Source organism: Bradyrhizobium sp. CCBAU 51627, from assembly GCF_028128765.1.
In the GTDB taxonomy this organism is placed as follows: Bacteria; Pseudomonadota; Alphaproteobacteria; order Rhizobiales; family Xanthobacteraceae; genus Bradyrhizobium.
Genome location: NZ_LBJG01000084.1, coordinates 54,401 through 71,668 on the forward strand (window position 1 = coordinate 54,401; position 17,268 = coordinate 71,668).

The 17,268-nt window shown below is 63.4% G+C and carries 19 protein-coding genes and 1 pseudogene; 7 read left to right on the forward strand and 13 right to left on the reverse strand.

Going from position 1 to position 17,268, the window contains the following annotated elements; genetic code table 11:
- Positions 1-62: 62 nt before the first annotated feature.
- A complete protein-coding gene (locus XH88_RS29790) occupies positions 63-1,583 on the forward strand; it encodes an FAD-dependent monooxygenase (protein WP_271671792.1) in 1,521 nt (506 codons plus the stop codon).
- A gap of 48 nt (positions 1,584-1,631) precedes the next feature.
- Here the strand turns inward: XH88_RS29790 and XH88_RS29795 are convergent, their stop codons facing one another.
- A complete protein-coding gene (locus XH88_RS29795; RefSeq protein ID WP_271671793.1) occupies positions 1,632-1,964 on the reverse strand; it encodes a hypothetical protein in 333 nt (110 codons plus the stop codon).
- Between the two features lie 635 nt (positions 1,965-2,599).
- Between XH88_RS29795 and XH88_RS29800 the strand changes: the two genes are divergently transcribed.
- Positions 2,600-2,800 carry a hypothetical protein gene (locus tag XH88_RS29800; protein ID WP_271671794.1) on the forward strand — a complete coding sequence of 67 codons (201 nt, stop codon included), beginning with the start codon at positions 2,600-2,602 and terminating at the stop codon, positions 2,798-2,800.
- Positions 2,797-2,991, forward strand: coding sequence for a hypothetical protein (locus XH88_RS29805; RefSeq protein WP_271671795.1), 195 nt, complete (start codon positions 2,797-2,799; stop codon positions 2,989-2,991). The genes XH88_RS29800 and XH88_RS29805 overlap by 4 nt, the downstream gene beginning before the upstream one ends.
- 28 nt (positions 2,992-3,019) lie before the next feature.
- Here the strand turns inward: XH88_RS29805 and XH88_RS29810 are convergent, their stop codons facing one another.
- The 4 genes from XH88_RS29810 to XH88_RS29825 all read right to left on the reverse strand — a co-directional run bounded on the left by XH88_RS29810 (position 3,020) and on the right by XH88_RS29825 (position 6,372).
- Positions 3,020-3,277 (reverse strand): hypothetical protein, encoded by a 258-nt coding sequence (locus XH88_RS29810; RefSeq protein WP_271671796.1) that lies wholly within the window; start codon positions 3,275-3,277, stop codon positions 3,020-3,022.
- 105 nt (positions 3,278-3,382) lie between these two features.
- The gene (locus tag XH88_RS29815) at positions 3,383-3,631 is read right to left on the reverse strand and encodes a hypothetical protein (protein WP_271671797.1); all 249 of its coding nucleotides are present in this window, start codon (positions 3,629-3,631) and stop codon (positions 3,383-3,385) included.
- Between the two features lie 245 nt (positions 3,632-3,876).
- The gene (locus XH88_RS29820) at positions 3,877-4,137 is read right to left on the reverse strand and encodes a hypothetical protein (RefSeq protein WP_271671798.1); all 261 of its coding nucleotides are present in this window, start codon (positions 4,135-4,137) and stop codon (positions 3,877-3,879) included.
- 777 nt (positions 4,138-4,914) lie between these two features.
- Positions 4,915-6,372, reverse strand: a complete 1,458-nt coding sequence (locus XH88_RS29825) for an adenylate/guanylate cyclase domain-containing protein (RefSeq protein ID WP_271671799.1) — start codon at positions 6,370-6,372, stop codon at positions 4,915-4,917.
- Positions 6,373-6,932: 560 nt separating this feature from the next.
- Between XH88_RS29825 and XH88_RS29830 the strand changes: the two genes are divergently transcribed.
- Positions 6,933-7,118: a hypothetical protein gene (locus XH88_RS29830; RefSeq protein ID WP_271671800.1), complete on the forward strand. Its 186-nt coding sequence runs from the start codon at positions 6,933-6,935 to the stop codon at positions 7,116-7,118.
- A gap of 52 nt (positions 7,119-7,170) precedes the next feature.
- On the opposite strand, the gene XH88_RS29835 is transcribed toward XH88_RS29830, so the two are convergent.
- Positions 7,171-7,419, reverse strand: a complete 249-nt coding sequence (locus XH88_RS29835; protein ID WP_271671801.1) for a hypothetical protein — start codon at positions 7,417-7,419, stop codon at positions 7,171-7,173.
- A gap of 64 nt (positions 7,420-7,483) precedes the next feature.
- On the reverse strand, positions 7,484-7,657 hold the full coding sequence (locus XH88_RS29840) for a DUF3606 domain-containing protein (RefSeq protein WP_271671802.1): 174 nt from the start codon (positions 7,655-7,657) through the stop codon (positions 7,484-7,486).
- Positions 7,658-8,248: 591 nt separating this feature from the next.
- Between XH88_RS29840 and XH88_RS29845 the strand changes: the two genes are divergently transcribed.
- On the forward strand, positions 8,249-9,493 hold the full coding sequence (locus XH88_RS29845) for an NRAMP family divalent metal transporter (RefSeq protein ID WP_271671842.1): 1,245 nt from the start codon (positions 8,249-8,251) through the stop codon (positions 9,491-9,493).
- Positions 9,494-9,630: 137 nt separating this feature from the next.
- On the opposite strand, the gene XH88_RS29850 is transcribed toward XH88_RS29845, so the two are convergent.
- A complete protein-coding gene (locus XH88_RS29850; RefSeq protein ID WP_271671803.1) occupies positions 9,631-9,816 on the reverse strand; it encodes a hypothetical protein in 186 nt (61 codons plus the stop codon).
- A gap of 172 nt (positions 9,817-9,988) precedes the next feature.
- Here XH88_RS29850 and XH88_RS29855 point away from each other — a divergent pair, with 172 nt between their 5' ends.
- The gene (locus XH88_RS29855) at positions 9,989-11,203 is read left to right on the forward strand and encodes a mandelate racemase/muconate lactonizing enzyme family protein (protein WP_271671804.1); all 1,215 of its coding nucleotides are present in this window, start codon (positions 9,989-9,991) and stop codon (positions 11,201-11,203) included.
- Positions 11,204-11,209: 6 nt separating this feature from the next.
- Here the strand turns inward: XH88_RS29855 and XH88_RS29860 are convergent, their stop codons facing one another.
- From XH88_RS29860 to rocF, 3 genes and pseudogenes are all read right to left on the reverse strand, one after another.
- A complete protein-coding gene (locus tag XH88_RS29860; protein ID WP_271671805.1) occupies positions 11,210-11,488 on the reverse strand; it encodes a hypothetical protein in 279 nt (92 codons plus the stop codon).
- 105 nt (positions 11,489-11,593) lie between these two features.
- A pseudogene (locus tag XH88_RS29865) lies at positions 11,594-11,968 on the reverse strand (c-type cytochrome); the annotation flags it as partial.
- Positions 11,969-12,128: 160 nt separating this feature from the next.
- The gene (gene rocF, locus XH88_RS29870) at positions 12,129-13,106 is read right to left on the reverse strand and encodes an arginase (RefSeq protein ID WP_271671806.1); all 978 of its coding nucleotides are present in this window, start codon (positions 13,104-13,106) and stop codon (positions 12,129-12,131) included.
- Between the two features lie 242 nt (positions 13,107-13,348).
- Here rocF and XH88_RS29875 point away from each other — a divergent pair, with 242 nt between their 5' ends.
- The gene (locus tag XH88_RS29875) at positions 13,349-13,609 is read left to right on the forward strand and encodes a hypothetical protein (protein ID WP_271671807.1); all 261 of its coding nucleotides are present in this window, start codon (positions 13,349-13,351) and stop codon (positions 13,607-13,609) included.
- 165 nt (positions 13,610-13,774) lie between these two features.
- Here XH88_RS29875 and XH88_RS29880 read toward each other — a convergent pair whose 3' ends face one another.
- On the reverse strand, positions 13,775-14,197 hold the full coding sequence (locus XH88_RS29880) for a hypothetical protein (RefSeq protein ID WP_271671808.1): 423 nt from the start codon (positions 14,195-14,197) through the stop codon (positions 13,775-13,777).
- 330 nt (positions 14,198-14,527) lie between these two features.
- Positions 14,528-17,266, reverse strand: coding sequence for an EAL domain-containing protein (locus XH88_RS29885; RefSeq protein WP_271671809.1), 2,739 nt, complete (start codon positions 17,264-17,266; stop codon positions 14,528-14,530).
- Positions 17,267-17,268: the final 2 nt, after the last annotated feature.

Consider the following 17,268-nt stretch of genomic DNA (forward strand, 5'->3'; position numbering starts at 1 on the left):
GCTTCAAGCGCCAAGCCCCGGTGTACACCCCGCGCCTCACAGCCAGCCGAGGGGGTCACCACATGCCTGTCCTGCTTCCGAAGTCACGCGCGCGCATCCGCACCTCACTGAGGCGAGACGCGCACGTGGCCGACCATGCCGTCATCATCGCCGGCGGCGGGCCGACCGGATTGATGCTGGCCGCGGAGCTGGCGCTCGCCGGATGCGATGTCGCGATCGTCGAGCGCCGCGCCAGCCAGGGTCTCACGGGCACGCGGGCCGGCGGCCTGCACGCGCGCAGCCTCGAGATCCTAGATCAGCGCGGCGTGGCGGATCGCTTCCTGCGCGAAGGCAAGGTCGTCCAGCTCGCCGGCTTTGCCTGGACGCGGCTCGATATCGGCGATCTGCCCACCCGCCATCCTTACGGGCTCGCGCTGCGGCAAAGCCACATCGAACGCATCCTGGCCGACTGGGTCGCCGAACTCGGCGTCCCCGTTTATCGCGACCGTGAGGTGAGCGATGTCGTGCAGGACGAGGCCGGCGTCGACGTGACGCTCGCTGGCGGCGAGATCTTGCGCGCGGAATACCTCGTCGGCTGCGACGGCGGCCGCAGCCGGGTGCGCAAGGCGGCCGGCATAGCATTCGCCGGCAAGGATCCGACGCTCAGCAACCTCATGGCCGAGGTCGAGATGCGCGAGACGCCGGCATGGGGCCTGCGTCACGATGCGCTCGGCTTTCACGGCCTCAGCACGAGCGAGAGCGGGCGTGTGCTGGTGGTCATGACGGAAGCAACGTTCGATCGCAGCGGCGAGCCTTCCTTGCGCGACCTCAGCGAGGCGCTCGTTGCCGTGTACGGCACCGATTTCGGCGCCCATAGCCCGGCCTGGATCTCCCGCTTTACCGACGCGGCGCGGCAGGCCGTCTCCTATCGCGCAGGGCGCGTGCTGCTCGCTGGCGATGCCGCGCATATCCATCACTCCGTCGGCGGACAGGGCCTCAACACCGGCCTGCAGGATGCCGTCAATCTCGGCTGGAAGCTGGCGCTGGTGGCAAAGGGCGTTGCGCCCGACAGCCTGCTCGACAGCTACCATGCCGAACGCCATCCCGTCGCCGCGCGCGTCTTGCGCAACACGCGTGCGCAGATCGCCTTGCTCCGCCGCGACGACGACGGCCTTAAGGCCGCGCGCGAGGTGATGTCCGAACTGCTTGCGATGGACGCGCCGCGCCGGCGCTATGGCGCGATGATGAGCGGGCTCGACATCCACTATGATCTCGGCGACGGGCATCCCCTGCTCGGCCGCCGCGTGCCCGATCTCGCATTGGCGATCGAAGGCCGGCCGCAGCCTCTGTTCACGCTGCTGCACCAGGCGCGCGGCCTGCTGCTCAATCTTGGTGGGCTTGAGGACCTCGACATCTCGCCCTTCGCCGATCGCGTCACGCGCATCGATGCCGTCCATGATGGCGCATGGGAACTCCCGTCCGTCGGCGCGGTCTCGGCGCCGAAGGCCGTGCTGGTGCGGCCCGACGGCCATGTGGCGTGGGTGGGTGATCAGGGCAGCGGCGGACTTGCCGAGGCGCTGACGCGGTGGTTCGGCGCGGCATAAACACGGCAGGCGTTGCTGAAGCAAACAAGCCCGCGGCGCGGCTTGCGATCAGTCGCCCGTGGGCGAGCTGTAGGACGGCTGCCCGCCGTGCTGGGATTCGTCGTACACGCCGTATGTCCGGTAGGGATGCTCCCGCCGCCCGAAGTAATAGCCCGGCGCAGGAGCGTAGGCATAGACATAGTCCGGGTCTGGGGCATAGCCATAGTCGGGACCCGGCGCATAGGCATAGGCCGACGAGGCCGCGCCTGCGAGGAGAGCGCCGGCAATCAATCCGCCGGCGAATCCAGGGCCGAAGTGCCGGGCCTGGGCGGGCACCGTGGTCGCAATTCCGGTCAGCGCCAGCGCGCCGACGGTTGCACAAATGCGTGCTGATGATCTCATGCTCAACCTTTCCAAGCTGTGTGGTGAACCAACGCCGGCGGCTCGTTGTGGTTGCCTGATATGCACGTGAAAGGATCGTCATGAGAACGGCTCCGGCGCAGACGGGGGGCACGCGCGCCGGAGCCGTCATTCCAGGCCGACCAGTCGGCGGCAGGGCCGGCCGTCTCTCCAAATCAGGTTCGAAGCGGGAAGTTCCAAACGGCGAAAGCCGGCGCGTCCGTCAGTGCTCCTGTTGGGCGATCTTGGATGCTTCGTTATGGATGCGATGGATCGGCGCGCGATGGTTCGGCATGGACGTGCTCCCTGGCTTTGCAGGCGGGCGCACACTCTCGGTCTCTCAGCCACCGACGCCCACGGACAGAGCCTTGGCCGGTGATGGGAGATAAACGACCCGAAGTCGCTCTTGTTCAAAAGTGAACTTTAGACTCGCCGGTGTGCAAGATGAGTAAACGGCTGAAAACGCTCAAACATCGCGTGAGAAAATGTCGCGGATATTTTCGCGCCAATGTATCAAAGGATGAAGACTCCCTTCGAGACGGGTCGTACAGTTAAGCATCACCGCAAGGCCCGTGGCAGATATCGGTGATGAGAACGCCGGTCGCGCTCCCGCCTTCCTCGAACATGGGAGCAGCGCCATGTTGAAGCGGCGTCGTTTCAAGCAAACCAAGACACTTTCCCAGAGACTCGCGGACGAAGCCGCGCAATTGCGCGAAGAGGCGCGCGTGCTGGCGCCGGGACGGCGCCGCGAGCTGTTGCTGCGCCGGGCGCGGCAGGACGAATTGGCGATGCAAATCGACGCCTGGCTGCATTCACCGGGCCTGAGGGCGCCGACATGACACAACAATATCGCGCCTATCTGGTCGGCGAGAACGGCGTCTTCCGCTCCGCCGAAGCGTTCGAGGCGCAAAGCGATACGTCGGCCCTCGACTTCGCGCAGCAGTTCGCGCGGCGCGGCGATGTCGAGGTCTGGCAGCTCGGCCGGAAGATCGGTCTGCTGAAGGGGCCGCGGCCGCACGAAGCCTCCTGATGCGAAGCGGGCGCGAGGGCGGGCGCGGCTACGCGGCCCGCGACACTTGCGCCGTCCGCTCGACCTGCGCCTCCAGCAGGGCGATCGAGGTCCGCAGATTGTCGCGGCGCGCACGCAAGGTCTGCGCCAGCATGGAATAGGTGGGGCTGCCGGGATCGGCATTCCCGGCCTTGCGCTCTTCCTCGGCAATGTCGCTCTCCAGCATCTGCATCCGCCAGTTGAGGTCGGAGATGAGCGCGTGGAGCTTCAAGGACGCGGTCGCTTCGAAACGGGACGTTGACTGCATGTGATCGCCTCAATCTGAAACGGCCCGATGGGCCGGGTGGGGATTGAGACATCACGGAGCAAAAGCGATGCCACGCCCTTGGACGAACCGGCGAGCCTCAGCGCCTCACTCGTCGGCCAGCTTCCGCTCGATATAGGCGTCGACCGTCTCGGCGAACGAGCGCTGCACGCCGACCGAAGTGACATGCAGCTCGATCGCGTCCTGCTGCAGCACGCGCAGGCCGCGTCTGCGTGCGCTGACCGGGGCCATCGCCAGATAGTCGTCGATGGCGCCCGTCGCCAGCGGGATGCCCTTCGGATCCCCTCTCGCGATCAGCAGGCGCAGAAAGCTCAGGCAATCGGCCAGACCCGCCATGGCTGGTATCTCAGCCTTGCTGCGACTTCGGCTTCGGCTTCCGGACGGGCTGGGTATGCGTCCCGAACAGCGCCAGCAGCAACGCGACTTCTTCCTTCGAACCGATCTGGATCATGACTGTCTCCTTTTCGCTCCGTTGGTCGGTTCCAACGGGGTGGGAGTTCAGGACGATCTGGTTTCAGGACTGTTTCAAAGCTGTTTCGTCATGGCCGGCACATCGCTTGGGAGGGGCGAATGCGGATCGCTCAGCCGTTCGGCTGCCAGCCGATGATCGCGCCGACGAGGCATAGCAGCGCGCCGAACGCCGTGCCGCCCATCTGCATCCAGTACCGGATCGGGGTGGTGTCGCGGTCAAATTCCTGCCGCGACCATCTCGACCAGTCCAGCCAGTCGTCGCTGACGAACAGGATCTTTCGCTCGACATAGCCGACCCAGGCCTTGCGGGCGCAATAGATGCTGATCCCGATCGCAAGCAGTCGATAGAGCAGATCAAGAGCGGGGTTCATGTGGAGCATCCGTTCGCCGGCTCGGGCTGGTGGGGTGCTAGCTCTGCCCGTCTTGGTCTCGCCGGAGAGGATGCAGGTTCAATCGGAACGCCAAAGCCGGCCGGAGCAACATCAAGGACGTGGAGACACGCGGCGCAGAGCCCCGACCTAGGCGGGATCGCTGCCTGCCGGCGCGGCGGCTCCGTCGGCCTTCCCGCGTGCTCTTGCCCCAGCCGCGATCGAGCAGCTCCTTTGCCGCGGCGACGCGCGCAAACGCGTTTGCGGTCTCTCGCATCATAATTGCGGAGAGCACTGGATGGCCATGTCGGTCTTGCTCCGCGCCAGCTCCTGAATGTGCGCCAGCGTCGGAGCCATGAAATCATCGCTGGTGATAGGCTGAGGGACGGGTTGGTACGCTGGTATTGGTCTCCTGATCCTGGTCATTTCAAATCCTCCTCAAATGGGCAATTGAGTCTGCGGCATAAAAAGGCTCCTGCCGCGGGCCGGCACGTTCGCGCGTGCTCGGCCAAAATTCGTTCGGACGGCGGCGCGCTGATCGGCGCTCCATGAACGCGTTTCAACGAGGCGAGGCCGCGATGCGCGGGGACGCCGTCCGATCTCGACATCGAAACGAAAAAACCCGCGGCGGACGCTTCCGGCGTGGGCGAACGTTTCGATGATGTCATTGTGCTTGTGTCCTGCCCGGCGTACCAAACGAGGGAAGTCGTCGATGATTAAGAACTCAGCATCTAGGCCAGTGTTGGACCAGAAGCAGTCGTCTGGGTTCGAGCGGATTGGCTACGATCGGACGGTGATGCGATAGACTCGTGCGTTGCCCTCCACGCCACGCAATGGGGCGTCGAATTCCTCGACATCGTGGCGGGTCAACAGCTCGCGAATGCCGGGCGCCGTGTACAGCGCTTCAGTCAGACAGATTTCTCCTGCACCTGCGAATGACTGCACTCGCGCGGCTATATTCACGGTCTGGCCGAAGTAGTCGAGATTTTCGTTGAGGGTTACGGCAATGGAGGGTCCGCAGTGTGCGCCCATTTTTAGGACAATGGCGGGCTGGTCTCGCTCAAGGTTGAACTGGTCGATTCCCTGCAGCATTTGGAGCGCCGCGGCGACCGCGTCGACCGGCCGGGAGAATGCAGCCATCACGGCGTCACCGATGGTCTTCACGATAGCACCGGCATGCCGTTGAGCGACTGTGTCGAGCAGAGCGAAATGCTCCCTGATCAGCGCATAGGCATTAAGATCTCCGAGATGATCGTAAAGCGCGGTCGAGCCTTTCAAGTCGGTGAACAGGAGGGTCACCTGCCGTACGCCGAGGCCTTCCTCCTCGTCCACGCGCTCGGAGCGGAACAGCTTCCGGAAAGTCTGTCGCGTCAGCAACATGCCGCCAGACACGTAAGGATCAAACTCGAGCGCCGGCTTTTCCGGCATGGCTACGATCTCAGGTGGCCAGTTGATCAAGAGCACCGAGCCCCGTTTCGCGCCGGTATTGCTGATCTCGAAGACGGCGCGCCCTGACGGCACGGCCGAAACAGCGGATGTGAAGCGCCGCCCATCGTAAGTGATACGAATGACTGCCGGAGTGCCGAGCGGGGCTGCCGCGGAGTCCGTCACGGGTAATGTGAAGCCAGCCTGCGTCTGAACGTTCACACCCGAGATGGCGCCACACTTGATCTCGGTCTGCAAGGTCGTGGTCACGCCTGGTGGCAGATACGTCATGCCGCACACGAAGGTGCGAAGAACATCAACAAATCGGGTTTGGCCGCCGGGCAGCCGCCCGCTGTCCGCAAACTTCAGCTTCCAATGCAAGTCCTCGATCGAGAGGGTGTCAACGTCGTGCAATGAGAGGCGCCGGACTTGCGGCGAGACGGAGAAAGAAGCTTGAATGAAGTCGTCGAGATCCGCCTGACCGTCGATATCGCATAATCCGCAGACGAAATGGCTGCGGATTGCTCTCAGCTTGCCGAAGCTTTCCAGCACCAGGCCGGAATGGGGACACAGAATGTCCCAATGCAGATCGACTAACCCGACGCGAGCGGCGTGGAGGAACAGGTCTATCGCTTCCTGCTCAGCCACACCGCGATCTCGAGCAAACGACAACGGGTTGGCGCGGAAGATGCTGACCTCGTCGCCGCTTCGGATCAGGGTTTCAAACTTTGAAATGACCCGCGGGCTCCACGCCCTGGCCTGCTCAATCTGGGTCATCTTGCTTTCGAGAAGCCGTTCGTCAATGGACGTCATCGGCAGCTCCTGGCGGTGAAACAATAATATCAATTCTATCCGCTGGCGGCCATAACACACCGGCAGCTCGTTGCCTTGCCTTAACCCCGTCGGTGATAGGTCAATCGCGCCGGTTTGGCGCCGCTCCACTCGTATCCGATCTGCCTCCGAGAGCCAACGCCTGGAGAATCATCGGAATTCGCCGGTAATGCCAACACGGCAAGTGGTTTGCCTATAACGGCGCAATAGACTCCAACCGAAAAATGCCTACCACGGACTGATCCGTGCGGGCTGACCCGAACTTTTCGATGATGCCATTCTGCCAGTGTTTTGCCCGACGGGTCAACAACAATTAACGAAAACCCGAAGCGGCGCGCGACGGGGGGACCGCAGGCCAGAGCCGCCACCAGAGCTGGCCTATCGGCGGTAGGCCGGCACGACGCAAAGTCCAGATCGAAAGCGATAGCTCCTACCGCTCCTTGCGCCTCAAACTTTAATCGAATCCCCCCCACCGGATTTGGCGGAATGAAATCTCTCCGCCCCATGCTGGTACATGTCGCGTTCTCACAATGAGGGAGCCAATGTACTACGTCGCCGCCGCATTGCTCGGGCTTTCGGGACTGTTCTATTCGGCAGGCCGTCACGAGCTTGGCTCGTTCGGCGCGGATGTGTGCAGTTATGGCGGCCCGTTCTGCGACAGCCCGATGATCATCTTCACCGGCGCGGCGCTGGCCGCTGCCTGGGGCATGTTCGTCAGCGTCAAGTAGGACGCAAAATTAAGGCCGGGCGACCGGCGGCGCCATTGTCGCACGTCCAGGCTTACTGGCGCGCCGCCCCGCTCGCTCCCGGAATCTGTCCGCCGAATTTGGACGGCCCGGTGCCGCTGACACTGGTCGGTCCACCGGCCGTCCCGTTCGGGTCGGTGCGCGCCGCGGTCCGTCCCGGACCATGCATCATGTTCATCGTGTTGGACCAACCGTGATGGCGGGCGTGGCGGGTCGCGTGGGCCGAGGCATAGCCGGCCGGGAGCGCCAACAGGATCGCCAGGGTCAGTGTCGCTGCTTTCATCGGTGTTACCTCCTGTCGGGAAAACCGTTCGGCGACCTGCTCGTTCCTCGACCCAGGGACCAGCCTACAGCGCCAGCTGTTTTCGCACCGCGGCTGCCGAATTGCCGACCTTGTCGACGGCCTGTTGCAGCTCCTCCCTGGAGACACCGAGCGCGTGGGTCCAGTACTTGACCTCCCAGGCCTCGTTCATGTTGATCTTGCTGCGGTCCGGTTGTTCGCGCTTCGTCAGATGGTCCATCGCGGCGTCCTCCTCACGACACAAGAACGTCAGAACGCCCCCGCCGTTCCGAGCCAGAGTCGCTGAACGATCTCATCCGCCAGCGCCCGAGCGTAGGCGACATGTTTTGGCGCGACACGCTGGCGGATGCCGCCGTGTCCCGGGAATGGATCGTCAATGTCGGCCTAGTCGCACCGTGTGGCAAGTCGGCGTCGAACTCGCCCGCCATGATCAGCGCCGAAGCTTCGTCGGGCTCGCCGCGAACCGTCGCGGACCAGTGCGGCCGCTTGATCCGGCGCGAGCGGATCGACAATGGTTGGGGTCAGAAGGTGGCTCATGGGCGCTCACTACAATTTAAGCGCGCGTCTCGCAGGAGCGTCGCGCGCCGCCGCAAGCGATAGAGTTACGCGCGCGTCTTGAAACGGTGCTAGAGCCGCGCAACGCAGTCGCGCCAGCCCATCGCCGGCTGCCCCCGAAGGAACTTTCCAGCCCGGTTTGCGCTTAAACCTCGAATTCACAATTTCCCGAAGGTCACCCCTGTCGAACCGATCCAAACGTGAAGCCTCCAAGCGCGCCAGCGTCGCCGCGCCGACCAAGTCGGCACCGACGCCGCTGCAGCGGCTTGGGCCAGGCCTGATCACCGGAGCGGCCGACGACGATCCGTCGGGCATCGCCACCTATTCCCAGGCCGGCGCGCAATTCGGCTACGGGCTACTCTGGACGGTATTCCTGACCACGCCGTTCATGATCGCCATCCAGCTCGTCAGCGCGCAGATCGGCCGGGTGACCGGCAAGGGGTTGGCGGCCAATGTGATGGAGCTCGCGCCGCGATGGCTGGTGCTGGGGCTCGTGGCGCTGCTCGTGGTCGCGAACACCTTCAACATCGCCGCCGATATTGCCGCGATGGCGGAATCGCTCTCGCTCGTCATCGGCGGGCTCAATCACGAGCACGCGCTGATCTTCGCCGCCGGCTCGACCCTGCTTCAGGTGTTTCTGCCCTATCGTCGCTACGCGCCGGTGTTGAAATTGCTCACCCTGACCCTGTTCGCCTATGTCGCCACCGCCTTCACGGTGAAAATTCCCTGGAGCACGGCGCTCCTGGCCGCGGTGTGGCCGAAGGCGAATATCAGCGCCGACTACTTCATGATGGTCGTGGCCGTCCTCGGCACCACCATCAGCCCGTACCTGTTCTTCTGGCAGGCCTCCCAGGAGGTCGAGGAGATGAACCTTGGCAGGCGCGACAAGCCGCTGCGCGAGGAGACCCGGCGCGGCGCCGATCCCGAGCTCACGCGCATCAGGGTCGACACGATCTCCGGCATGCTGCTGTCGAACGGCATCGCGTTCTTCATCATCCTGACCACGGCCTCGGTGCTGAACGCCAACGGCGTCACCAACATCAATTCGGCGACGCAAGCGGCCGAGGCGTTGCGACCGCTCGCCGGCGACTTCACCTTCGCATTGTTCGCCCTCGGCATCATCGGTACGGGTCTTCTGGCGATCCCGGTGCTGGCGGGCTCGGCGGCCTATGGCGTCGCCGAGATCTTCGGCTGGCGCGCCACGCTGGAGGCAAGGCCCGAGAAGGCGGTCGGCTTCTACACCATCATCGCCGCCGCAACGATCATCGGCTTCGGGCTCGGCTTCACCGGGATCGATTCCATCCACATGCTGGTGTGGAGTGCGGTGCTCAACGGCATCGTGGCCGTTCCGATCATGGCGATGATGATGTTGATCGTCTCGAGCCGCGCCATCATGGGCCGCTTCAGGGCCCGCCAATGGCTGATCGCCCTTGGCTGGCTCGGCACCGCGCTGATGGCGCTGGCCGTGCTCGCCTTGCTCGGCTCGTCGGTGTCTGGCTAAACCGGCGACAGCGCCGCCGAGATTTGCGAGGCGATGATGAACGCCGCAAACACCGCCGGCACGCTGATGAATCGCAAGAACTGATCTATTGAAAGCAAGGTTGTCTCCCCAAAGACAAAGCGCCCTCGTCCGCCGCGCTACTCTACCCCTTGCGCGACGTGCTGATCGGCCGTCAGAAGCTGGTCGGAAATAGCGGCCACACTCATCGTGAGCAGCGCCAAGATCGAAATCATCGCCATGAATTTCATGCGCGCAAAGTCGATTCGGATTGTGGCCAAAAACGTCTGGCCTTCGCGCGATTTCGGGACGATCCCAAGAAACATCACGGTCCCCGGATTCTACGGGCCTTCCGCCGGCACCGCCAAGAATCGACGGCCTGCCAAGCGTTTGCGGACTTCACGACACTCGGTCATTAGCCTAACAATTGTGGCTGGGCCCAGGCTTGCGACCGGGACACAAATCAACAAGACCCCGCGGGGCGCGATAGGGAGCGACATGACAAAATCGTCAAAAGCAACGAGCCTGGAGATCCTCGCCTGCGATGCCGGCTGGAGGAATTACCACTTCGTCAAGGTGACGACGGAAGACGGCATCGTCGGCTGGAGCGAGTTTGACGAGGGTTTTGGCTCACCCGGCGTCGGCGCTGCGATCCAGCGGCTCTCGGAGCGCGTCATCGGCCAGAATGTCTTCCAGCACGAGCGCATCTATGCCCAACTGTTCGCGGCCACCCGCCCCGCGGCCGGCGGTGTGGTCGCCCAGGCACTGGGAGCGATCGAGAATGCGCTGCTCGATGCCAAGGCCAAATGCCTCGGCGTCCCCTGCTACGAGCTTCTCGGCGGCAAGATCCGCGACCGCATCAGGGTCTATTGGTCGCATTGTGCGACGTGGCGGATCAATCATCCGTCTTGGTACAAGCCGGCGATCGAAAACCTCGACGGAGTCAAGGCGATGGGCCGGGAGGTGCGCGAGAAGAGATTCACCGCGCTCAAGACCAATATCTTCTCCTATGACGAGGGCAAGCCGACCGGCTGGCGACCCGGCTTCGGTTCGCCCTTTGCGCCCGAGATCAATGTCGACCGAAAGATCCTGCGCGATCTGCGCACGCATCTGGAAGCGATCCGCGACGGCGCGGGTCCTGATGTCGATATCCTGCTCGACTGCAATTTCAACGCCAAGACCGAAGGCTACTTGAAGATCCTGCGCGAGATCGCCGATCTCGACATGTTCTGGATCGAGATCGACAGCTTCAATCCGCAGGCCCTTGGCTACATCCGCAGGCAGAGTCCGCATCCCGTCTCATCGTGCGAGACGTTGTTGGGCCTGCGCGAATTCCTGCCCTATTTCCACGAGCAGGCAATGGATGTGGCGATCATCGACACGCCCTGGAATGGCCTGTGGCAATCGATGAAGATCGCCTCGGCAGCCGAAGCCTTCGAGGTCAACGTCGCACCGCACAATTTCTACGGTCATCTCTGCTCGATGATGAACGCGCATTTCTGCGCGGCGGTGCCGAACCTGCGCATCATGGAGATCGACATCGACCGTCTCGCCTGGGACCGCGAATTGTTCACGCATGAACCGGAGATCGTGAACGGCCATCTGATCATTCCGAACCGTCCCGGCTGGGGCACCGAACCCAACGAGGAGGCCCTTCGCGCCCATCCACCAAGGACGAGCGGCGGCCTCTTGAATTACGGCAGCAAGAGCTGAGAAATCCTAGGGCGTCACCGGGTTAACGGCTGGCGACGTCTTCGGCCGCGCGGGCTCGATTGGCGACTTGGGCTCGGTCGGAAGCACGACGGCGCCGGCCGCACGTGCCGCCTCCCCGGTGGTCGCATACATGGCGACATGGGCCGGCTGGGTCTTGGCCCGGCTCCAAGGGCCGTGGTCGACAATCAGCATCGCCGCAATCGTTACCCCGGCAACGATCAGCGCGATCACGCCGGGATGACGGAGCGCCGTAGACATGGAATTTACGAAACGTACATCCGTCATTGAAGGGTCCGCTTTCTTCCTGTCGCAGGTAAATTCAATTCCGCCCCACCCGGTTCCCAGCAGCTCCCAGCAAGTTCCGCGCCAAAGCGCGGAACTCCCGCAGCGTCACTTCACGTCCAGCCGCGCATCCCCCACGAACCCGTCACGATTTGGCATTTTGATGGCAGCAAGCGATTTCGCATCAAGCGTCGCATCGGGTCCCACCAGCCCATTGAGATTGAGGATAAAGGCCGACACCGCGTAGACATCCTCGTCGCTCAGCGACTGCGGCGCGTTCTGCGGTATGCCGCGACGGATGTAGTCGAATAACGTCGGGGCGTAGGGCCAGTAGCTGCCGACGGTGCGGACCGGCTTGGCGGTCCCGATCGTGCCCCGGCCGCCGGCGAGGCGGTCACCGACCCCGCCTTCATCTTTGTCGCCATGACACGACGCGCATTGCTGCGCGAACACCTCGCGTCCATGACTGACTGATCCGCTGCTCATTGCGGGCGCTCGGCTCAAGCTCGGCCCGCATGAAACCTTCTGCGATGCGCATTTGCAATTCGCGCGCATTTCAAAAGTTGGCAATTTTGATCAGAACCGACCTAAGCCCATCGGCCCCAACCGCAGTTCCATCTTTCGCGATGCACAATGGCGGGCGTTACTCTCCCGGCGCGATCGCGTTGCTGGGCGTCGGCCGATCAGCGATCTGCTGGCCGAACAGGCTGCCGATCAGTTCCACCGCGGTGCGCGCGGTGCGGCCACGCTCGTCCAGGAACGGATTGAGCTCGACGATATCGACCGATCCCACCACACCGGAATCGTGCAGCAACTCCATGATCAGATGCGCCTCGCGATAGGTCGCTCCACCCGGCACCGTGGTGCCGACGCCAGGCGCGACGCAGGGGTCGAGAAAATCGACATCGAAGCTGACATGCAGCACGCCGTTGTTGGCCTTGACCCGCTCGATGACGCGCCGAATCAGCACTGCGACGCCGAACTCGTCGATCTGGCGCATGTCGACGACCCTGATGCGGCGTGCACGCATGAGCTCCTTCTCGAGCTTGTCGATCGATCGCGCGCCGAACAGGTCGAGCCGGTCAGGCTCGATTGGCGCACGGGGGTCATCGCCCAGCAGACCATCGAGGCCTGCCTCACCGCACAGGAATGCCGCTGACATGCCATGCATATTGGCGGTGATCGTCGTCTCAGGCGTGTTGTAGTCGGCATGGGCATCGAGCCAGAGTACGAACAACTCGCGGCCGCGCTCCTGCCAATGCCGCGCCATCGCATTGACCGATCCCATCGACAGCGTGTGGTCGCCGCCGAGGAAGATCGGCAGAGCACCGGTTTGCGCAATCTCATAGCCGCGACGGCTGAGCACGCGGGTCCAGCGCTGGATTTCGCGATAGTGATTGGCCTTCTCCGGCGGCCTGTCGCTGAGATCCTTCACTTCGGCCACCGAGAGGTCGCCATAATCCACGACTTCGAAATCCAGACTTTCGAGCAGCGTTGCAAGGCCGGCGGTCCGCAGCGCCGCCGGCCCCATCAAGGTACCGCGCTGCGAAGCACCCATGTCGATCGGGGCGCCCAGCAGCGCGATGCGCCGGGCTCGATCCGCGATGGTTCGATCGGTCACGGCAATCTCCTGAGATCAGCAAAGGTTGCACCAGCGTAACAGAGATTCGCACCCGTCGTTTCACGGGGAAGCTGGAACGAAATCCCGGGCGCCGCATTTCCACTGCAAGGTCGGCACCCGCCGTCTAAGACGGCGCCTGTCGCGGATAGCCAAAGGCCAACGAGCCCGCTGTTCAGAGCAAGCGCACGCGCGGATAGCCAAAGGTGCCGGCCTCATTTGTTTCGTCAATTTGGAGATGGCGCTTGAGCACGGACATACCGCAGTCCTCACCCCAGCCCGGCGTGACCGAGCGCGCCATCGACGCAGCGACTGATGTGTCCCACACCATCGGAGAGGTCGCAGGTGGCCTGCGTGCTGCCGTCGATCGTCTCACCTATGCGATTGACGAAGCGCGAAAGCCCGGACGGCCGCTCGCGACGGTGGCGGCGATCACACGCGAAGCGCCCCTCGCCAGCCTGTTCGTTGCTTTCCTCTTTGGCGTTGCGATCGCCCGTCGGCGCTAGGTCGTTCGAACGATTAGCGCGAAGCTCCGGTCTTGTTGAAGCAAGTTGGCCGCGGGACAATATGTCGGCGGCCAGCTCGTCATCGCACATCGCCGACGCCGATGCTGCACTGATAGAGAAAGGCCGCGCCATCCGGAGCGCGGCCCATGATCTGGAGCGACAAGCTCACCAGTGGTGGTGATGCCAGCGGTGCCGGACCACGGGATAGGACCCGCGGTAATAGGCGTAGGCGGGGCGCACGACGCGGCGATAACGATAGCCATAGGTCACGGGCCGCGTGTAATAGGTGGTCGTGGCGTATCCGCCGCCCCAACGATACGGTGCATCGTATCCATAGTCGTAGTCATAAGCGTACGGGCCGCCATAGTAGCCGGCGCCGTAATAGCCTGGACCGTATCCGTAGTAGCCATAGCCAGGCCCCCAGCCATAGGCCGAGGAGGCAAGGCCGCCAATCACGGCCCCCGCAACAAGGCCGCCCGCGAGGCCCGGTCCCCAGTCGCGCCACTGAGCTTGGGCGGGAGAGGTCGCCGCTATCGAACTTAAACCAAGAGCGCCGACCATCAAGGTCGACATCGCAATCTTGTTCATCGAGATTCCTTTCACTTCCACATTGCTTGCGCCCCGTCGATAACGGGAAAATTAGGCAATGGTTGCTCATGCCGGCTTGTCTCCTCTCTTCGTCTAACGAACGGGAAAAACCGGAAACCTTCCGAAGTGCGTTGAGTTGGCAGCGACGAGGCCCGCTTGCGAAGAGTGAAGTATGGTCGACGAAACTGTCTTGAAGAACGCAGCGGAGACCGCATGAACGGTGTATCGGGCGCAGCACCCCGATGTGGACGCCAAGGATACCGGTACTCGCGCAGGGTCGGAGCTTCCCGATACTTCCGTGGGCCACGCGCGCGACGAGCATTTTCAGATTCACGCCGCGCTGACGGCTTCTAGCTCGGCCGCCAGAAATTGCTTCTCGAAGGCGTCGGCTGGCATTGGACGACCGAAGAAGTAGCCCTGCCCTTCCTCGCATCCCATGCTTACCAGGAAGTCGGCCGTCGCGCGATTCTCGATGCCTTCGGCAACAACGGTCAGGCCAAGCTGCTTGCTGAGACCGATGGTCGAGCCGACAATTGCGGCGTCGTCGGAGTCCGCGAGCAGATCGAGTACGAACGAGCGATCGATCTTGAGCCCGTCGAGCGGAAACTTCTTCAGATAGCTCAAGCTCGCATAGCCCGTTCCGAAATCGTCGAACAGGATGCGCACCCCGAGCTGCTGGATCCGCTTGAACATGTCGAGCACCCGGATTTCGTCGTGCAGCAGGATGTCCTCGGTGACTTCGATCTCCAGCAGCGAGGGCGTCAACGCCGTCGTCTTCAACAGCTCCGCGACCGAATGCGCCAAATCGCCCGATTGGAGCTGCGATGGCGAGAGGTTGATTGCAACGCGCACAGCGTTGCCGGACAATTCCCACGCACGGGCCTGGCGGGCGGCGGTCTCCATCACCCAGCTCGAGATCCGCTCGGACAGCGCAGAGGTGTTGACCACGGGCATGAACTCTCCCGGCGAGACGTAGCCACGCACCGGGTGTCGCCAGCGGATCAGCGCTTCGGCTCCGACCAGACCGCCATCGATCAGGCGAACCTGGGGCTGATAGAACAGCTCGAACTCGCCGCGATCGGCGGCAAGCGCCAGTTCGCTCTCCAGCGTCAGCCGGCTTTCCAGCTCCTGCCTGATCGCGCTCTCGAAGATCACGTGACCGCCACGTCGCGTCTGCTTGGCTTTGGATAGCGCGAGATGGCCATTGCTCAGGAGATCGTCCGCGTTCTGTCCACCGTCCGGATAGACAGCAACACCCATACTGATTCTGACCCGATGCTGGCGCGTACCCGTTGCGAGCGGCGCCTCGAACGCAATCACAATCCGCTCGGCGAATGCGGCAATCGGCTCGCTTGCGCAATCCAGCGCAATTGCAAACTCGTCACCGCCGAGGCGGGCAACTACCGCCTTGCTGCCGGCTTCGGTCTGCAGCCGCTCGGCCACTGCCCGCAGCACGAGATCGCCGGCCGAGTGTCCAAGCATGTCGTTGATCTGCTGAAAGCCATCGAGCCCCAGCACGAGCAACGCGACCTCGGAAGATCGCCGCTCCGCAGCAGCAATCAGACTGACGAGGCCCGCATGGAGCATGTTGCGGTTGGCAAGCCCCGTCAGCGCATCATGTTCGGCGAGATACCTGACGCGCTCGGTCTCGCGCTTACGAGCGGAAATGTCGCGCAGGATCGCGCCAAATTGGAAGCCGTCCGTTCCCTGCCAGCCCGAGAAGCTCGCCTCGACAGGAAAGGTTTCGCCGTTCTTGCGCCGGCCCTCGAACTCGACGACGACGGCACCGCCGGGGACCAGCAAGGCCTGGCGCGCAGCGTCCCGGATGGCGAGGGTCTTTGCGCCGGCTTCCGCCGGAATGGCGCAGAGCGTCTCGAACGGGCGACCAAGCATTTCGGTCGGCATATAGCCAAAGATCGCGCTCGCGCCGGGATTCCAGACCGTGATCCGGTGATGTTCGTCGGTGCAGACCAGACCATCGCCGAGCGACATCGCAATGCGATGAAAGCGGCTTTCCGCGATCCGTCCGAGCAGGCTGCGGAAATCGATCTCATCCAGCGCGATCGCCGTCAGATAAGCGACGATCGCGATGTGGAAGAGCGACGTATCGATGACGAGCGGCCAATGTTCCTGCACAAGACCCGCAGTCAGTTCGATACCTGCCCCGGATGCGATCAGGACCGCGACGCGGACACCCGGGGCGACCCGGCGCCATGAGTACATCATCAGTAGGCTGATGATGCCGAGGCCGGCGATCATGCCGACATCGGACGTCCAGTGCAGCATGCGGTTCTGCAGGACCGATTCTGCCGCCAGGGCCTGGAGGACCGGCCCCGCGACGATACGGCCATTTGGCACACTGAAACGGTCGCCGAGTTCGAGTGCGGTGGCGCCGACAATGACCTTCTTGTCTCTCACTTTGTCGAGCGCCGCGGCATCCCCCCGCAGTACGTCGACATAAGAAACGCTGGGAATGGATGTCGCCCGAATGCTGAAATCGATCAGGAAAGGCGGTCGTCGATTGACGTCCTGCCCGGCCAGCACGATGGCCATGGAGGGCATTTGGACATCTCCGAGCTTCTCGCCGACCGGGTAGCGGCGAACGAGCCCATCCGGTTCGATCGCGACATTGACGACTGCCGGCCACGATTGGTTGCCGAACGGCTTCAGGGGACGATTGATGTGCGCCGCGCCGCCATTTGGCGTCGGCTGCTTGAAGGACGGCAGGATGGTCGAGCCTCCGACCTCCCGAAGCGCGGAGAGGAAGGCCTCGTCGGAGGCAGTATCTGAGGGCGTGCTGAAGTCGACGTCGAAAGCGATATCCCGAGCGCCGGCAGCCTCAAGCCTGTGCAGGAGGTCGGCATGCAGACGACGCGGCCAGGGCCACACGCCGATCTGGTCGATCGAGGGGGCGTCGATCGCCACCACGACGACGTTGCCGCTGGCGGAACGCGATTGCCATGCGAAGCGGAGATCCGTGAGCGCGTTGCGAAGCGCGGGGTGCCATCCCGTGGACAGCACGACCGCCAGCGCGATCATGACAAGGATATGCGGCCGATAGCGTTTCACCT